Below are 15,599 nucleotides of genomic sequence, written 5' to 3'. Positions count from 1 at the left end.
CCACGTCACGCCCGCTCGCGGCCTCTCCCCGGCCCCGCGTCACGAGGAGCCCCCGTGTCACTGATCACGACGCTCGCTCGGCTGGAGGCCGTCAGCACCGGCCGCGCCCAGCCCGCCGCGACCGTCCGGCACCGGCATCTCTCCGAGCACCCCCTCGTCCTGGTCCCGCTCACCACCGCGGGCGAGGCCGGTGCCCCGCTCGGCGCGCTCGTCGGGACCGACCGGGACGCCCCGCACCTTTTGGTCGTACCGCAGCCCAGGGACCGTGACCTCCGGTTCGCGTTCCTGGCCGAGCTGGCGGACATCGTGCTGCCGTACGTCGACGGGTACGCCGAGTCGGTGGAGGCCGCCGAGCGCAACGAGACCGATCCGGAGACCGGCAAGCGGGTCAAGGTCGAGGTCGAGCTGTGCGCGGACGCCCCGCAGCTGATCCTGCCGAGCCGCGCGGGCATCGATCTCGTACGGCTGCTCGGGCGCTCCATGCGCTTTCGGCGTACGGCGGAGCAGGACCCGGAGACCCCCTACCCGGCCCCGCCCCGGGTGCCGTTGCTGGGCCGGTGGCTGACCCACTTCGGGGAGCGGGCCCGGGTGCCGGGCTCCTCGCTGCTGCTGGCGATGACGGAGGTGCTGGCCCGGCACTGGTCCACCGGCCAGTCCACGCTGGAGGACCAGCACCTGGGCGCGCTGCTGGCGTGGATCGACCCGCCCGAGGGCCGCTCGGGCGCCGAGGCCGCCCTGGAGGCCGAGCTCGCCCGGGACGAGCGCGGACAGTTGCTGCATCCGCCCGCCGGCCCCGCCACCGACCCGGCGTTCGACAACAAGGTGCTCGCCCCCGCCCTGGAGCGCTACGACCGCGCGCGGAGCGCCGTCGCCGCCGCCGAGGACGGCCTTGAGGCCGACGACCGGCTCGGCGCGCTCACCGCCGCCGAGCGGGAGATCCGCGCACTCGTCGCGCGCCACACCCGCCCCACCTGGGACGCGGTGTGGCGGGGCGTGGACCTGCTGCGGGCGCTGCCCGAGGGGGCCCATGTCGAGGAGCGGTGGACGCGCGACCGCTGGTCGTTCACCAGCCACCGTGACCGGGTCGTGGCGGGCGAGCCCCCGCAGCCGCGCCGCGACGACGCGGTCACCGCCGCCAACAAGCTCGCCTCGCGCGAGCGCGAACAGGCCCGCCTGGAGGCGCAGGAGGCACTCGACGACCCGCTGGTGATGGCGGGGCGGCGGCTGGCCGGGGAGGCGTTCGCCGGGGAGGTCACGGACGTCGTGATGACGTACAGCGAGGGCAAGCGGCCGAGCCCGCGCCCGCTGGTGACCGTGCAGACCGACGACCGGCCGCATCTGGGCGAGCGGGCCAAGGTGTACCGCTCGCTGGGCGGCAAGCCGCAGTCGGCCGAGTTCGTGGGGTCCGAGGAGGAGGGCGCGCTGATCGTCCTCAAGATCCTCGACAAGATGGGCCGCGGCAAGGAGCCGGAGACCGGGTCCGTCCCCGAGAAGGGCGACCGGCTGTGCTTCACGCTCTTCGAGCACGAGCAGCGCGGCGGCGCGAAGCTGCCCGACCCGGAGGACACGCCCTGGACGCACGGCGGGCCGCCTGGTGAGGCCGTGCCGGAGACCGCCGATCCCGTGACCCCGGAGGACGTGCTGTGACCACCCAGGCCCCCCGGGACCACCGGGCCTTCGACCCCGGTGCCGAGGCCGCGCGGGCCACCGACGCGATCCTCCACGACACCTTGCAGGGCACCCACCGCGGTGTCGTCGTCGACTCCCCGCCCGGCGCGGGCAAGTCCACCCTGGTCGTCCGCGCAGCGCTCGAACTGGCCGACGCGGGGCGCCCGTTGATGGTGGTCGCGCAGACCAACGCCCAGGTCGACGACCTGGTCCTGCGGCTCGCCGAGAAGAACCCCGAGCTACCGGTGGGGCGGCTGCACAGCAGTGACGCCGACCCGTACGACAAGGCGCTGGACGCGTGGGCGAACGTACGCAAGTCGGCGAAGGCGGGGGATCTGACCGGGCTGCCCGTCGTGATCTCCACGGCTGCCAAGTGGGGGCATGTGAAGGCCGACGAGCCGTGGGCGCACGCGATCGTGGACGAGGCGTACCAGATGCGCTCGGACGCGCTGCTGGCGGTGGCGGGCCTGTTCGAGCGGGCGCTGTTCGTGGGGGACCCGGGGCAGCTGGATCCGTTCGCGATCGTGGGCAGTGAGCAGTGGGCGGGGCTGTCGTACGACCCCTCGGCCTCGGCGGTGACGACCCTGCTGGCCCACAACCCCGAGCTGCCCCAGCACCGCCTGCCGGTGTCCTGGCGGCTCCCCGCCTCGGCCGCACCCCTGGTCTCGGACGCCTTCTACCCCTACACGCCCTTCCGCAGCGGCACCGGTCACGACGACCGCAGGCTCACCTTCGGCGTCCCCTCGGACGGCTCGGGCCCCGACCGGGTGATCGACGCGGCGGCGGAGTCCGGCTGGGGCCTGCTGGAGCTGCCCGCACGGCACACTCCCCGCACGGACCCCGAGGCGGTGCGGGCCGTCGCGGCCGTCGTACGGCGGCTGCTGGACCGGGGTGGGGCGGCCACGTCGGAGCGCTCACCGGACCCCGCGCCGCTGACGGCCGACCGTATCGCGGTGGGAACGGCGCACCGGGACCAGGCGGCTGCGGTCCGCGCGGCGCTGACCGACCTCGGCGTCACCCAGGTCACCGTCGACACGGCGAACCGTCTCCAGGGCCGCGAGTACGACGTCACGGTGATCCTCCACCCGCTCTCCGGCCGCCCCGACGCCACCGCCTTCCACCTGGAGACGGGCCGCCTGTGCGTCCTGACCTCCCGCCACCGCCACGCTTGCGTCGTGGTGTGCCGGGCGGGCGTGAGCGACCTGCTGGACGACTACCCGTCCACGGAACCGGTCCAGCTGGGAACCCTGGTGAAGTTCCCGGACGGCTGGGAGGCCAACCACGCGGTGCTCGCACGGCTGGCGGAGCATCGGGTCGCGTGGAGACCGTGAGCGACGTGCCCGGCCCCCTGACCACAGGCGCCCGCTCAGCGCCGCCCCACCGCCGGACGGAGTCCGGCACGCCGCCGGAGGCGGCCGATGGCTACAGCCCCGGACGGCTGGGAGGCCAACCACGCGGTACTGGCGCGGCTGGCGGAGCATCGCGTCGCGTGGAGACCGTGAGCGGGAACACCGCGCGGGCCGTAGACCTTGGTACGGCAGCAGGCGTCCCGCCCTCTTGCACGGGCGCGGGACAATGGACGGTGGCCCATGCATCGGCGGGCCGTCGGTACGGACGACGTACGAGGAGGATGAAGACATGGCGGAGCCCACGCCGCGTCGGAACGAGCCGCGGCTGCGCCCCGCGCCCCTGCTGTTCGAGCCCACACAGGTGGCCGAGGACCCGGAGCACTTCTTCGACCTGGAGTCGATCGACGACCCGCGCGCGCTGCTGACCCGGTCCACCGAGCTGGCGCAGGCCTTCCGCGCGGCGGCGGACCGTGCCGTGGAGTTCCAGGCGATGGCGGCGGCCCAGCTGGCCGACCCCCGGCGCTTCGACCGGCTCACGACGGCGGACATCGCCGAGCGTGCCGAGTGGACCGAGGACTACGCGAAGAAGATGGTCGAGTTCGGCCGTGACCTGCTGCGCGGCGCGGAGGGCGGAGCGGGGCACGCCGACCCGGTGTGAGCCCGTAAACGATCCCTGGCATATGCCAGGTGGGCAAGATACCCCTCCACGCCCCCTCCTGTCCCGATTTCTCACAACCCTGCGGAACGGCCCGCTCACAGCCGGTAGATGTAGGCGGCATGAGCACTCGCGACGAACCCTTCTCGGACCGCTTCGACGTCTCCGGCGTCACCGCGGACGGCGCGGCCTGGCTCGCCTCGGCGGGGGCGTACCCGCGCAGCACCCTGTCGTTCTGGGACGAGCGGCCCGCCGCTCCGGTCGTCCTGCCCTGCGGCACCGCCTTCGACGTGGTCAGCGCCCCCGCGATGTTCGGACGCCGGATGCTCGACCGGCTGTGGGACGAGGGACCGGGCTCGGGCCCGGTGGCGACGCTCCGGGGCCGGATGCTGCTCTTCGCGGCCCCGGGCACGGCACAGCGGCTGCCGTCCCTGCTGCGGTGGGAGGAGTGCGGCCGTACGGCGGCGATCCCGCCGCTGCTGTGCCACGGCGCCGGTGACGCGGTGACCGTGCCGCCCCCGCTGAGCGCCGCGAAATCGGCACTGACCTCCCGCTGGCTGGTCGCCCCCGACACCCGTCACCCCTGGCTCCCGGGCCCGGAAATCCTGCTCTGGGCGGCCGTCCGAGCGGCCCGCACCGCCGTACGGATATCGATTTTTCCCCCAGCCGATCAGGATGCTAAGGTCTACGACGTCAGCAGGCGCCGCTAGCTCAGTTGGTTAGAGCAGCTGACTCTTAATCAGCGGGTCCGGGGTTCGAGTCCCTGGCGGCGCACAGACAATGAAGGCCTCCCGCCAGCGCGGGGGGCCTTCATTTTTGACGGCGCTACTTCTCCTGGGAGGGCGCCTTGGTCGTTCTCAGAGTCGGCTCACGCCTCAGAGGATGCGCCAGGCGACGGCGTAAGGCTGGGTGAACCGGGTGATCCGGTGGGCCCTGACGACGACCTCGGCCTCCCCGGCGGGAATCTCCCGCCACAGCACCTGCTCGACGTTGTTGACACGGTCGAATCCTGGGTCCGTACCCATGTTGCCGTGGTGCTCCTGACCGTCCGCCCGAACGATCAGGTCGAGGTCGTTCTGCAGGGCCGCGCCAGGGGGATCCGTCCAGACGAGGGTGACCTTCAGGGTGTGGGTCGCCCCCTCCGGGATCGTGATGGCGAACGCTCGCTCTTCTCCCTGGTCCAGCTCCTTGGCGTCGGTGAAGCCGGCCCGGCCGGCGTCGGTCGGCAGGACGACGGCACGCTGAAGGTTGACGATGCCGAAACCCGAGCTGTTGTTGGGGGAGGCACCCGCTTCGGTGGGGCTGTACTGGCCGGCAAGTTCGTCGGCACCGTTGACCAGCATGGCCTTGATGAGCGCGGCGCTGGGCTTCGGCGTGCCGTGCTTCATCAGCGTCTCGCGCAGCACCGCCACACAGCCGGCGACCAGTGGAGTGGCCATACTGGTACCGCTGTCGAACATGTACGCGGGGTCCGTGGAGACGCCGAAGAGGTGGCCGTCGGGAGCCACGCGCGAGCGGGTCGACAGGATCGACGTACCGGGGGCGACGAGGGTCGGAGAGATCCGGCCCTCCTGGGTCGGGCCGCGACTGCTGAAAGCCGCCAACCCGCTCGGGTTGTCCGCCATCCGGTCGCCGTGGATCGGCGGGGCGGGGAACGAAGCCGGTCTCAGCTCGTCATAGGTGCGGGAGATGTCGGGGCGGTTGCTTTCACTGGCGCCGACCGTGATGACGTTCTTGGCCCCGCATTCCCCACTGACGGAGCGCAGGTTGACGCGACCGTCACCGTCGCGGTCCGTGCCGTCGTTGCCCGCGGCGAAGCAGATGACGAAGTCCTTCTTCTCCCAGACCATCTGATCGGCTTCGGCCGCGCTCCGGTTGTACGGGAGCCCCGGGGTGGTCGGGCCCCACGAGTTGGTGTGGATCCGCGCCCCGTCCTCCAGGTAGGGCGGCCTGAACAGATTGAGCAGGTTCGTCGGGATGCCGGTGAGAAAGCCGTCCTCGTCGATCAGGGACTGCAGGACCAGTCTCGCTCCGGGAGCCGTGCCGGTGACGGCGCCGCCCATCGACGCCGACGTCCCGTCGCCGAGGACCGACCCCGCCACATGGGTGCCGTGCCCGTCGGGGTCGTCCGTCCGTGCGGGGCTCTTACGTCCCAGGGCGATCAGGCGCTTGACCCGGCCGTTGAAGGCTGGGTGCACATCAGTGACCGACCCCTTGTCGAAGCCGGTATCGGCGACGCATACGATCTGGCCCTCGCCGCGGAACTTCGTGCCGTTGAGTGACACCTGGGCGTGCATCAGCGTCCCCGCGACGGTGTTGTACAGCATCCTCTCGGGGACTTCCTCGACTGTCCGCACCTCGTCGAGTGCAGCCAGTGCGGCCAGGTCCTCCTCACGGACCGCCGCGCGCAGCTTGCCGTGATCGGGCCGTACGTCGCCGGGGCTGATGCCGGCTGCCGCGGCGATCCGATCCCGTACCCCGTCGGTGTTCGCGTCGACGTCCTCGTGGAGGACGATGTCGACGGTACGGGTCCGCGGGCCTGCCGCCTCGACGGGGTCGGCCAGCACGGCGAGACCCGGGCGGAGCCGGCCCGACCGGAGCGACTGGGCGATCTTGAAGCCCTTCAGGTACACATCCGCCCAGGCCACGAAGGGCAGAGCGCGCACTGCAGCCAGGTCCGTGGGCCGGTAGCCGCACAGGTAGGTGTCGTCCGGAACGTATTCCTGGATCACCACGCCGAGTGCCGCGAGTTGCTCCTTCTCTTCGGGCGACGGCGGGTGCGTGGTCTGGACGAGCAGGTAGTTGGACTCGGTGGCGTCCTCGGACGTCAGCGAATGGGTGGCCATCTCATGGGCCTGGGCCAGCGGGTCCACCGTGACGCCGTTGATGGTGATACGGGACATGTCGAACTCCCGGAGGGTACGGGTGAGGGTGATGGCGCGCACGGGGCCGCCGCGGCTCTCGCCGCCAGGGCTCAGGTTGGCGCCGACCCGACCGGAGCCTGTCCGGGACGGTGGCGCGCCGGGCTGCGCGGTCGCTTCCGTTCAGCCCACACGCTAGGCGTGCTGTCGCCGGCCGGCACCTGGAGCACCCGTGAAGGCCCCTGTCCGGGGCCGATGTTGCTCCGAAGGGGGCATTTCCCGCCCTGCAGGTGCTTTGGCGTGCGTGTACGGCGTCTCGGTCGGCCCTCGCCTGGGAGTCGGGGCCGCCCTCACCCGTATGCCCCGTGGAGCAGCCCGACAGCATGCGGCTGGGCAGGACATGCGGCAGCGTCACGAAGGCATGGCCGCCGTGCCCCGTGTCACGGCCCGGCGGTTCAGCTCTCCCTCGCAGCGCTCCGGGGCGGATGACTTGATGAAAGGCGAGCGGTGGTCGGTAGTACGGTTGCCGAGGCAGGGGCACAGTCCGCGCTGCCTTGGGGAGCGTTCGTCCCGGGGCAGTACCTGGGACTGGTCCTGATCGCCGCAGGAACGCTCCTCGGGGCTTGGTCGGGGCGGCGTTGGTCGCGTCACTCGACGGTGCTGCTCGGGGCCGCCTCGGGAGTGCTGCTGGCGGTGGCCGGCGTCGACATCGTGCCGCATGCGCTTCACGAGGCGAACGAGGCGGGGCTGTCCGGCTGGGTGGTGCCGGTGACCGCGTTGACGGCTTTCGCGCTTGCCTCGGCGGGGTCCCTGATGCGCGGGCGGGGTGAGCCGGGGCGCCTTGTGAGTGCCGGGACAGCGGTGGGCCTTGTGCTGCACCGGATGGTGGAGGGCATGACGGTCGTCCTGCTGGCCTCGGTTGTCGTGGTGGCCGCGCTGGTCGTGCACTCAGTCAGTGAAGGACTCGCGCTGACGGCGGTCCTCGATACTCGGAGCCGGCGGCGCCTGACTCCGTGGCTGATCGCCGTCTGCCTGAGCCCGCTCGTGGGCGGCTTGATCACCGAGACGGCTCCCGTTCCGGAGTGGGTGCATGCACTGCTGCTCGCGGCGGTCGCGGGGGTGCTGCTGCGGGGTGCGTGCACGGGCCTGACGCTGGTCCAGCGCCGGCGGTCGAGCGGGGAGTTGGTAGCTCCGACCGTGCTGCTGGCGCTCGGGTCGGCTGCCATCATCACGATGACGGCCGTACTGGTCCTGCACTGACCGCGGCGGCACGCCGATCCGGCCCGAGCCCTCCGGCACGGAAGACCAGCAGCCGGACCGGCCTGCCGCGTCAGGCCTGGCGCTTCACCGCAAGGAAGCTGGCCGTTTGTCCGGCCCTGGCCAGGGTGGCGCCGCTCCCGTGATCCTCGGCGCGCAGTACCGTCCCGGCGAGGGTCATCCGCTGGCCGATCCCGGTGTCCCAGTGGCGCAGGACGACGCCGTCGTACTCGTAGTGGAAGTCCGCGATGGGGCTACCCGGCCTGCCCTTGCCGGTCAGGGTGAACGCGAAGGGAGACGCGCCAGATGCCCGGCCGACCATGTCCATGCCTATGGTGTCGCCTCCCGGTTCCTCCTACGAGAAGACCAGCTCACCACTGACGGTGCCGTCCGGTTCGGCGGTGAGCCTGAGCTCGAGCTGCGCGAACTGGAGTTTGTTGAAGTCATCGACGGGCTCCGGCCGGTTCAGGAAGCTCCGGTATGTGTACGTTCCCGTCAGCTCTGCTGCGTCCGGATGGTCATGCCTCCTGCACGAGCAACCGCGCGTTGATGGTGGGACTGCCCGCCTGTGCGAGCGGGAAGGCCGTACCGATCTCCTCGGCGTGCCCTGGCACATCGATACGGACGGACAGCGTCCGGTCGAGAAGCCGGTCCTGTGTCATCCGGAAGTCAATGTTGACGATGCCGTGATGCACACAAGTCGCACATTCTCGCGGATCGTCCGGTTGGAAGAAGAAGCGCTTCGCGATCGTCTCACCGTCGGCGAGCAGACTCACGACGAACGACCCTGGGATGTTCAGCCGGTGGATCCCCTTCACGCGCACCGAGACCGGGTCGGTGCTCCGGAACGCGAAGGTGCGGGCGGCTTCCATGCTTCCGGACAGGTTCTCCAACGCGCCCTCCGCGGGGCTGACGAGATCCAGCCGATCGTACGAGACTTCGGTTTCGATCATCTGCTCGGCGGTCGCGCTGAACGGCGGCAGTGCGTTGAACGGCGCGGTGAGCCAATCGGTGTTCTGCCCCAGGATGGTTCGGAAGCCGGTCAGCGTGGTCGCGCCGACCCGTGTCTGCCAGCTCAGCCAGAGGCGGTCGAGGTTGCAGTGGAAGAACCAGAACACCGGGTCATAGGACGCGACATCGGGGTTGCCCATCGTCGGTCCGATCGATCCGTGGCCACTGTCATGGGCCTGGATCGAAAAGTCCTGGTAACCGTTCACATCGGACGCGCCCCACACCGACTGGGTCAATGACGTGGCGAGGTCGGCCAGGACCTCGTAGTCATTCATGTTCCGTGCGATGTCGGCGGCCGGGAAGCGCTGAGTCGTGTACGGAAAGAGTCCGGCCACGGGGTTCGGCGTCACGGCGGCGCCGGGATCGGCCGGCAGAGCGTACTCGTCGAACGGCGGATGCTGCAGTCGGTCCGGCAGCTCGGTGGTGATGTCCCAGTAGGGAAGCGTCACCCCCTCACAGCCCGGGACGGAGCGCAGCGCGTCCTCGAACACGCGCAGGTACTGGCGGTGCCAGGCGATGAAGCGGTCCTCGTGGTGCAAGCACCAACGCCTCGGGAGACCGTGCTTCCCGGCCAGGACGAAGTAACTGTCCGCAGCCTCCGGGGGGCGGGCCATCAGACCGGTGAACGCTGTCGTCAGCAGGTCGAACTCGGCGTCGCTCAGCGTCGTGACGTCCTTGCGCAGCCGAGTCGGGACCTGTCCGTCCGGCGGTGGCTCGACTGGCGTCACCGTACCGAGCGGGAATCCGTTGACAATCCAGTTACGGAACGTCTGCGAGCGTTCGGCACTCCATTTTCCCGCTGCGTCGGGGGGCATCTTTGCGTTTGGCGGAGCGGTCTGCGCGTGAATTGCCAGCGCGTTGCTCCTCACCCCGTCGTAGGTGCCGAGCTCGATTCCCTTGGTGGCCATGTGATCCACGTCTTCGGGGCGGAAGAAGAAGCGGATGTCCGCCAGATACGTCGGCGCCGCAACAACTTGGTTGACGATCGCGCTGTTCTCGGTCGCAGTCATACTTCTCCTCTGTACCAACGGGCATCTGCCGCCGGAGTTGAGGGAGCCGGGGGTTGATTCGTCCCATGACGCTCCGTCGGGAATGCCCCACAGTTAGGTGTCACGCGCCTTGGGGGTGAAGTGGGAGAGCTTGACGCAGAGGGATCGGCGGATGGCGACGATGCTCGCCCTGGCGGGTGCCCCCTCTGGGGCTGCAACTCCATGCAAACACTGGCAGAGCTGTGTTGCCAGTCGGAGATCCGGCAGCCCGTATGTCATGCATTCGGGTATCCGCCGCTATCGAGGCGCGATCTCCACATCCCACGCCCCCGTCGTCGTCCGCCCCGTCACCGTCACCCGGACGTTCTCCCCCGGGACCCTGAAGCTCTCGCCGACGTCGACGGGGGCGTCTGCGAGGGGTGGGTAGACCGAGTTCTCCCAGCAGGCCTCCGTGCGGGGGTGGGCGTCGATCACTTCGATCGGGCCGCCGCCGGACGCCGCGCCGCTGTGGACGCGGTAGATGAGCACGCCCTGCCGGCAGACCGCCGCGTCGTTGCCCACCGCCGCGCGCGCCTCGAAGGCGAGCGCGCTGTCGGCCCCGGTGCGTACGACCGCGAGCTTCGTGCCGCGCCCGAGTCCGAAGATCCCGGCGCGGTCGGGCCCGGCCGCCACCGGCTCCAGGGCCAGCCGCACCGGCTTCGGCCCCCGTACGCACACCACCTGCCGCCGCTCCAGCCAGCCCAGCTTCCACTTGTGCCAGGCGAACAGATCCGGGGCCAGACCGAACTGGCTGCCCATCAGGTCCCAGTCGCCGACGTAGGTGTCCCAGTCGCCCTTGCCGTCCATCGGCCGGTGGTAGAGGTCCGGCAGGTCGAAGACGTGCCCGGTCTCGTGGGCCAGCACCAGACGGTCCGGCGGGTGCTTCTCGAAGACTGTGACGACCCGGCGGATGTCCGTGCGGTCGGCCCGTAGCGGCACATCCAGGTTGACGACCTTCGTGGCGTCCGAGTCGACGCCGGGCGCGTCCGGGTCGGCGACGAAGTAGACGACGTCGTAGCGCGAGAAGTCGACCTGGCCGTCCGCCGCGGCGAGCGCGTCCCGCAGATAGGCGCCCCGGTGCTCGGCACTCCAGTCGCGCTGTATGACGTACGCCGTCGACGGGCGCGGCATCCGGATCCAGTGCCGCAGCGGGTGCGGACGCAGGGTGAAGCGGCCGTAGGAGGTGCGTTCGAAGAAGCGGGTGGTGGCCGGGAAGTGATCGGCGGTCAGCTGGGCGGGGGTGGTCAGCGGCGGGGCGTCCGGGAAGGACAGGAAGACCATCACCGCGTCGAGGGCACGGGCCGGGCGCGGATAGGCGGTGTTCCAGGTGTCCAGGCCCTCCGAGTGGTGGGCCCCGGTGCGTTCCAGGGTGCAGGGCGCCGAGGAGAAGGGTCCGGCGACCGAGGGGCCGGTGATGAGGGAGGTGGCGGCGAGGGCAGCCAGGGTGGTGAACACGGCGGCGGTGCTGCGCAGTCGCGGGCGCGGCACAGTGCGCGGAAACGGGCGCGGCAACGGGACCTCCGGGAGCGGTTCACGGGACACCGCACCCAGCCTGTGTGAGTTTGGGGTAGTACGCCCTGTTTATCTGCACCGGACGAGTGAGTTGGCGTGACCTGCCGAACCGGCCGACACCCCCGAATCACTCACGGAACGTCACAACCGGTCTTGAGCCTCAAGAACCCGTCCAGCTGCGGGCAGAAACGATCTGCCAGAAGGGGTTGCCGGTCCCCCGGACCGGGCAATGGCTGGAAGGGCCCGGGGGCAGCCTCTATGATCGGCACACTTTCCTGCGCGGACAGCGATCGAGTGCACTGCGGGAGCTAGCGGTGAACGGAACGTCCGAAGGGCCGGCGCCCGCGGCAGACCTCGACGGGGCTGCCGTTACAGAGAGTGATATCGCGACACCTTTTCGTACCGAGCCGCCGTCGCATCGCGCGGCGTTCGCGGCGGCGCCGCTGGCCATGGCCGTGGTGGACCGCGAGGGCACGGTCGTCGACGCCAACCCCGCCTTCGGCGAGCTGCTCGGCGCCGTACCGGAGGAGCTGACCGGGACCCCGGCCGCCGACCTGGTGGACCTGGCCTCGGACGCCCGCACCTGGCACTCCTATCGCGAGGTGCTGCGCGGCCGTCAGGCGAAGCTGCGCTGCAAGCGCCGGCTCAAGCATCCCGACGGGCACTCCATGTGGGCGCAGATCACGGTCACCCCACTGGCCGCGGACTCCCACGGCTCACCCGGTGTCCTGCTCTCCGTCGCCGACATCACCGCCCGCCGTGAACTCCAGGCCCGGCTGCGGCACTTGCAGATGCACGATCCGGTGACCCGGCTGCCCAACCGCACGCTGTTCTTCGAGCGGCTGACGGCCGCGCTGGAGCCGGAGTCGTACGAGCAGGGCGGCACGGGCCGGATCGGACTGTGCTACCTGGACCTCGACGGGTTCCAGGCCGTCAACGACACCCTCGGCCACCGGGTCGGCGACCGGCTGCTGGCCGCCGTCGCCGAGCGCCTGACGCGCTGCTCGGACGAGGCCGGCCACGGCCGGGCGACCGCTCCCCTGGTGGCGCGGCTGGGCGGCGACGAGTTCGCGCTGCTCGTCGAGGACTCCACCGGTACGGAGCAGCTCGCCGACCTCGCCGAATCCCTGCTGAAGGCGATCCAGGCACCCTTCGACCTCTCCGGCCACCGGATGTCGGTGTCGGCGTCGATCGGGGTCGTCGAGCGGCGGGCCGAGGGCACCTCGGCGACCGCGCTGATGCAGGCCGCCGACACCACGCTGTACTGGGCCAAGACCGACGGCCGGGACCGCTGGACGCTGTTCGACCCCGAGCGCAACGCCCACCGCATGACCCGCCAGGCCCTCGCCTCCACCCTGCGCCCGGCCATCGAGCGCGGCGAGTTCCAGCTGGAGTACCAGCCGCTGGTGGGCATGGAGGACGGCCGGTTGCGCGGGGTCGAGGCGCTGGTGCGCTGGAACCATCCGCAGTTCGGGATGCTGACGCCGAATCGGTTCATCGCACTGGCCGAGGAGGACGGCTCGATCGTCCCGCTGGGCCGCTGGATCCTGGCCACCGCCTGCCGTCAGGCCCGGCAGTGGCAGCTGGACCGCCCCGACGAGCCGCCGATCTTCGTCAGCGTCAATGTGGCCGTCCGTCAGGTCTGGGACTCCGACCTGGTCGCGGACGTGGCGCAGACCCTCGCGGAGACCGGCCTGGCCCCGCACCTGCTCCAGCTCGAACTCACCGAGTCCGCGGTGATGGGCTCGGCGGGCCGCCCGCTCCAGGCCCTGCAGGCGCTGAGCGACATGGGCGTCGGCATCGCGATCGACGACTTCGGCACCGGCTACTCGAACCTCGCCTACCTCAGCCGCCTCCCGGTCTCCGTCCTGAAACTGGACGGCTCCTTCGTCCGGGGCTTCCAGTACGAGGGTGAGGGCGTCCCCCCGAACCCGGCCGACGAGATCGTCGTCGAGGCGATGATCCAGCTCGCCCACCGCCTCGGCCTCACCGTGACGGCGGAGTGCGTCGAGACCTCGGCCCAGGCCAGTCGGCTGCGCCGCATCGGCTGCGACACCGGCCAGGGCTGGCTGTACTCGCGGCCGGTGTCGCCGGATCGTATCTCCGGGCTGATGCGTGTGAAGGCCTAGCCGACAGGCCTAGGAGATCGCAGCGGCCGTGGGCAGCCCGTAGGCGTCCGCGACGAGCTCGTACGAACGCAGGCGTATGTCGCCGCTGTGGGCGTTGCCCGTGATCATCAGTTCGTCGGCGCCGGTGCGCTTGTGGAGGTCGTCGAGACCGGAGCGGACCTCGTCGGCGGTGCCGTGGATGACGTTCGCGTTCCAGGAGTTCGCGAACTCCTCCTCCATCGGGCTGAACTCGTAGGCCTCCGCCTCCTCGGGGGTGGGGACCAGACCGGGGCGGCCGGTGCGCAGCCGGATCATGTTGAGCGCGGCGGCGCGGACCTGGCGGCGGGCCTCCTTCTCGTCGTCGGTGGCGAGGGCGGAGACGCCGATGAGGGCGTAGGGCTCGGCGAGGACCGCGGAGGGCCGGAAGGACTCGCGGTACAGGTCCAGGGCCGGGATGGTGTTCTGCGCCGAGAAGTGGTGCGCGAAGGCGAAGGGCAGACCGAGGGAGCCGGCCAGCTGTGCGCTGAAGCCGGAGGAGCCGAGCAGCCAGAGCGGCGGGCGGTGCGGGGACTGGACGCCGCCGGGCGAGGTGGCCTGGACGGGGCCGGGTACCGCGTGGATGCGGCGGTAGGGGTGGCCGTCCGGGAAGTCGTCGTCCAGGAAGCGGGTGAGCTCGGCGAGCTGCTGGGGGAAGTCGTCGGCGCCCTCGTTGAGCCGGTCCGTGCGGCGCAGGGCGGCCGCGGTGGCGCCGTCCGTGCCCGGGGCCCGGCCGAGGCCCAGGTCGACGCGGCCCGGGGCCATCGCCTCCAGCGTGCCGAACTGCTCGGCGATCACCAGCGGGGCGTGGTTGGGGAGCATGACGCCGCCGGAGCCGAGCCGGATGCGGGTGGTGTGGGCGGCGAGGTGGGCGAGGATCACCGCGGGCGAGGAGGACGCCACGCCTGGCATGGAGTGGTGCTCGGCGACCCAGTAGCGGTGGAAGCCGCGGGACTCGGCGAGCCTGGCGATGGCGACGCTGGTGCGCAGGGCGTCGGTGGCCGTGCGTCCGGCGCCGACGGTGACCAGGTCGAGCACCGAGAGAGGTACGGGGGCGGTGCCCTGTGCGGTACCTCGGATCTCGTCTTCCGCCACGGTGGGGTGCCTCCTGCTCATGAGCCGTGCGCTGTCGTCCTGACAACAACAGGAGAGTGTCCCCGGTTGTTCCCGAGAGTGGTCGCTCATGTCCCCCGGAGTCCCGTCTTCCGTATCCCGTACGGCAGTTGACCGCTTGTCGCACGGGCCCCCGGGTACCCAGAACGCACCGCCCCACAGACCGGAGGGATCGCCCATGACGCAGGAGAACACGTCGCGGCCGCCGTCGTCGGAGCTCGGACCGCTCGAACCCGGCACCGCGCAGCGCGCCCAGCTGTCCGTCCGGATCGCCGACATCGCGTGGACCGCGCTGAGTGTCGTCGCCGCCCTGTGGGTGATCCTGGCCACCGTCGACGCCGTGCGCGGCTCGGGCTCGTGGGCCTACTCAGTGGTGGCCCTGGTCCTGCTGGCCATCGGCCTGACGATGCGGTTGCGAGCCGTCCGCCGCCGCGACCGGATGTGACGGGGAGGCCGGCCGTGGAACGCGTCAACTCCTTTCTCGGCAAGCACGTGTGGGCCCAGGTCGTCCTTTCCCTCCTGGTCGCGTGCGCCGTGGTCCTGCTGCTGTCCCCGGAGCGCTCGATCGCCTCGGCCCTGCTGTACGTGGTGTTCGCCTCGGTCGGCGGGGTCGGCGTCATGCTCGCCGTGCGGCGCCGGGAGAAGCGGGCCGCCGGAGGCTCCGTGGACAGCCTCGTGTCGTTGGACCGGAAGCTGCGCCGGGGCGAGGTCCCCGCGGACCCGCAGGAGCGGCAGGCCATGCGCGGCCTGGTCGAGGACCGTCTGCACCGCACCCGCCACCGGGTCGCGGCCCAGGTCGGCCTCGCCGTCATGTGCTGCGTGGTCGTGGTGGCGACGGCTCTGACCGCGAGCCTGCCGCAGACCCTCGGCATGAGCCTGTTCGCCGGGGTCTTCCTGGGCTGGCTCGTCCTGTACGGAAACCGTCAGCACCGGCGACTGCGCGCCATGCACACGGAACTCACCGCCGAGGCCGCCCAGGACCGTCGGCGGTGAGCCCCTGA

Annotated in this window: 13 protein-coding genes and 1 tRNA gene; 9 read left to right on the top strand and 5 right to left on the bottom strand. The window is 71.2% G+C overall.

Annotated elements, in window-relative coordinates:
* Positions 1–54 precede the first annotated feature (54 nt).
* The 5 genes from ACZ39I_RS36395 (at position 55) to ACZ39I_RS36375 (ending at position 4,446) form a co-directional block, all read left to right on the top strand.
* Positions 55–1,647, top strand: a complete 1,593-nt coding sequence (locus tag ACZ39I_RS36395) for a hypothetical protein (protein ID WP_467249259.1) — start codon at positions 55–57, stop codon at positions 1,645–1,647.
* The gene (locus ACZ39I_RS36390) at positions 1,644–2,999 is read left to right on the top strand and encodes an AAA domain-containing protein (protein ID WP_467249257.1); all 1,356 of its coding nucleotides are present in this window, start codon (positions 1,644–1,646) and stop codon (positions 2,997–2,999) included. The genes ACZ39I_RS36395 and ACZ39I_RS36390 overlap by 4 nt, the downstream gene beginning before the upstream one ends.
* Before the next feature lie 307 nt (positions 3,000–3,306).
* On the top strand, positions 3,307–3,675 hold the full coding sequence (locus tag ACZ39I_RS36385) for a hypothetical protein (RefSeq protein ID WP_352391320.1): 369 nt from the start codon (positions 3,307–3,309) through the stop codon (positions 3,673–3,675).
* A 119-nt stretch (positions 3,676–3,794) separates the two neighbouring features.
* The gene (locus ACZ39I_RS36380) at positions 3,795–4,382 is read left to right on the top strand and encodes a bifunctional DNA primase/polymerase (RefSeq protein ID WP_352391319.1); all 588 of its coding nucleotides are present in this window, start codon (positions 3,795–3,797) and stop codon (positions 4,380–4,382) included.
* Positions 4,373–4,446: transfer RNA gene (locus ACZ39I_RS36375), tRNA-Lys, on the top strand. Before ACZ39I_RS36380 ends, ACZ39I_RS36375 begins: the two co-directional genes overlap by 10 nt.
* Before the next feature lie 101 nt (positions 4,447–4,547).
* Here the strand turns inward: ACZ39I_RS36375 and ACZ39I_RS36370 are convergent.
* Complete coding sequence (locus ACZ39I_RS36370) at positions 4,548–6,575, bottom strand: S8 family serine peptidase (RefSeq protein WP_467249255.1); 2,028 nt, start codon at positions 6,573–6,575, stop codon at positions 4,548–4,550.
* Positions 6,576–7,040: 465 nt separating this feature from the next.
* Between ACZ39I_RS36370 and ACZ39I_RS36365 the strand changes: the two genes are divergently transcribed.
* On the top strand, positions 7,041–7,793 hold the full coding sequence (locus ACZ39I_RS36365) for a ZIP family metal transporter (RefSeq protein WP_467249253.1): 753 nt from the start codon (positions 7,041–7,043) through the stop codon (positions 7,791–7,793).
* A gap of 70 nt (positions 7,794–7,863) precedes the next feature.
* Here ACZ39I_RS36365 and ACZ39I_RS36360 read toward each other — a convergent pair whose 3' ends face one another.
* The 3 genes from ACZ39I_RS36360 to ACZ39I_RS36350 form a co-directional block, all read right to left on the bottom strand.
* Positions 7,864–8,118 carry a hypothetical protein gene (locus ACZ39I_RS36360; protein WP_467249251.1) on the bottom strand — a complete coding sequence of 85 codons (255 nt, stop codon included), beginning with the start codon at positions 8,116–8,118 and terminating at the stop codon, positions 7,864–7,866.
* 190 nt (positions 8,119–8,308) lie between these two features.
* Complete coding sequence (locus tag ACZ39I_RS36355) at positions 8,309–9,811, bottom strand: tyrosinase family protein (protein ID WP_467249249.1); 1,503 nt, start codon at positions 9,809–9,811, stop codon at positions 8,309–8,311.
* A 276-nt stretch (positions 9,812–10,087) separates the two neighbouring features.
* Complete coding sequence (locus ACZ39I_RS36350) at positions 10,088–11,371, bottom strand: M6 family metalloprotease domain-containing protein (protein WP_467249247.1); 1,284 nt, start codon at positions 11,369–11,371, stop codon at positions 10,088–10,090.
* 284 nt (positions 11,372–11,655) lie between these two features.
* Here ACZ39I_RS36350 and ACZ39I_RS36345 point away from each other — a divergent pair, with 284 nt between their 5' ends.
* Positions 11,656–13,470 (top strand): putative bifunctional diguanylate cyclase/phosphodiesterase, encoded by a 1,815-nt coding sequence (locus ACZ39I_RS36345; RefSeq protein WP_467249245.1) that lies wholly within the window; start codon positions 11,656–11,658, stop codon positions 13,468–13,470.
* Positions 13,471–13,479: 9 nt separating this feature from the next.
* Here ACZ39I_RS36345 and ACZ39I_RS36340 read toward each other — a convergent pair whose 3' ends face one another.
* Positions 13,480–14,601 carry an LLM class flavin-dependent oxidoreductase gene (locus ACZ39I_RS36340; protein ID WP_467249243.1) on the bottom strand — a complete coding sequence of 374 codons (1,122 nt, stop codon included), beginning with the start codon at positions 14,599–14,601 and terminating at the stop codon, positions 13,480–13,482.
* 175 nt (positions 14,602–14,776) lie between these two features.
* Here ACZ39I_RS36340 and ACZ39I_RS36335 point away from each other — a divergent pair, with 175 nt between their 5' ends.
* Entirely contained in the window at positions 14,777–15,043 is a 267-nt protein-coding gene (locus ACZ39I_RS36335; protein ID WP_467249241.1) for a hypothetical protein, read from the top strand.
* Positions 15,044–15,057: 14 nt separating this feature from the next.
* Entirely contained in the window at positions 15,058–15,591 is a 534-nt protein-coding gene (locus ACZ39I_RS36330) for a hypothetical protein (protein WP_467249239.1), read from the top strand.
* Positions 15,592–15,599: the final 8 nt, after the last annotated feature.

The organism is Streptomyces sp. NPDC024687, from assembly GCF_055559055.1.
The sequence above is the reverse complement of the archived record's forward strand: the minus strand, read 5'-3'. Positions and strand labels throughout refer to the sequence as shown.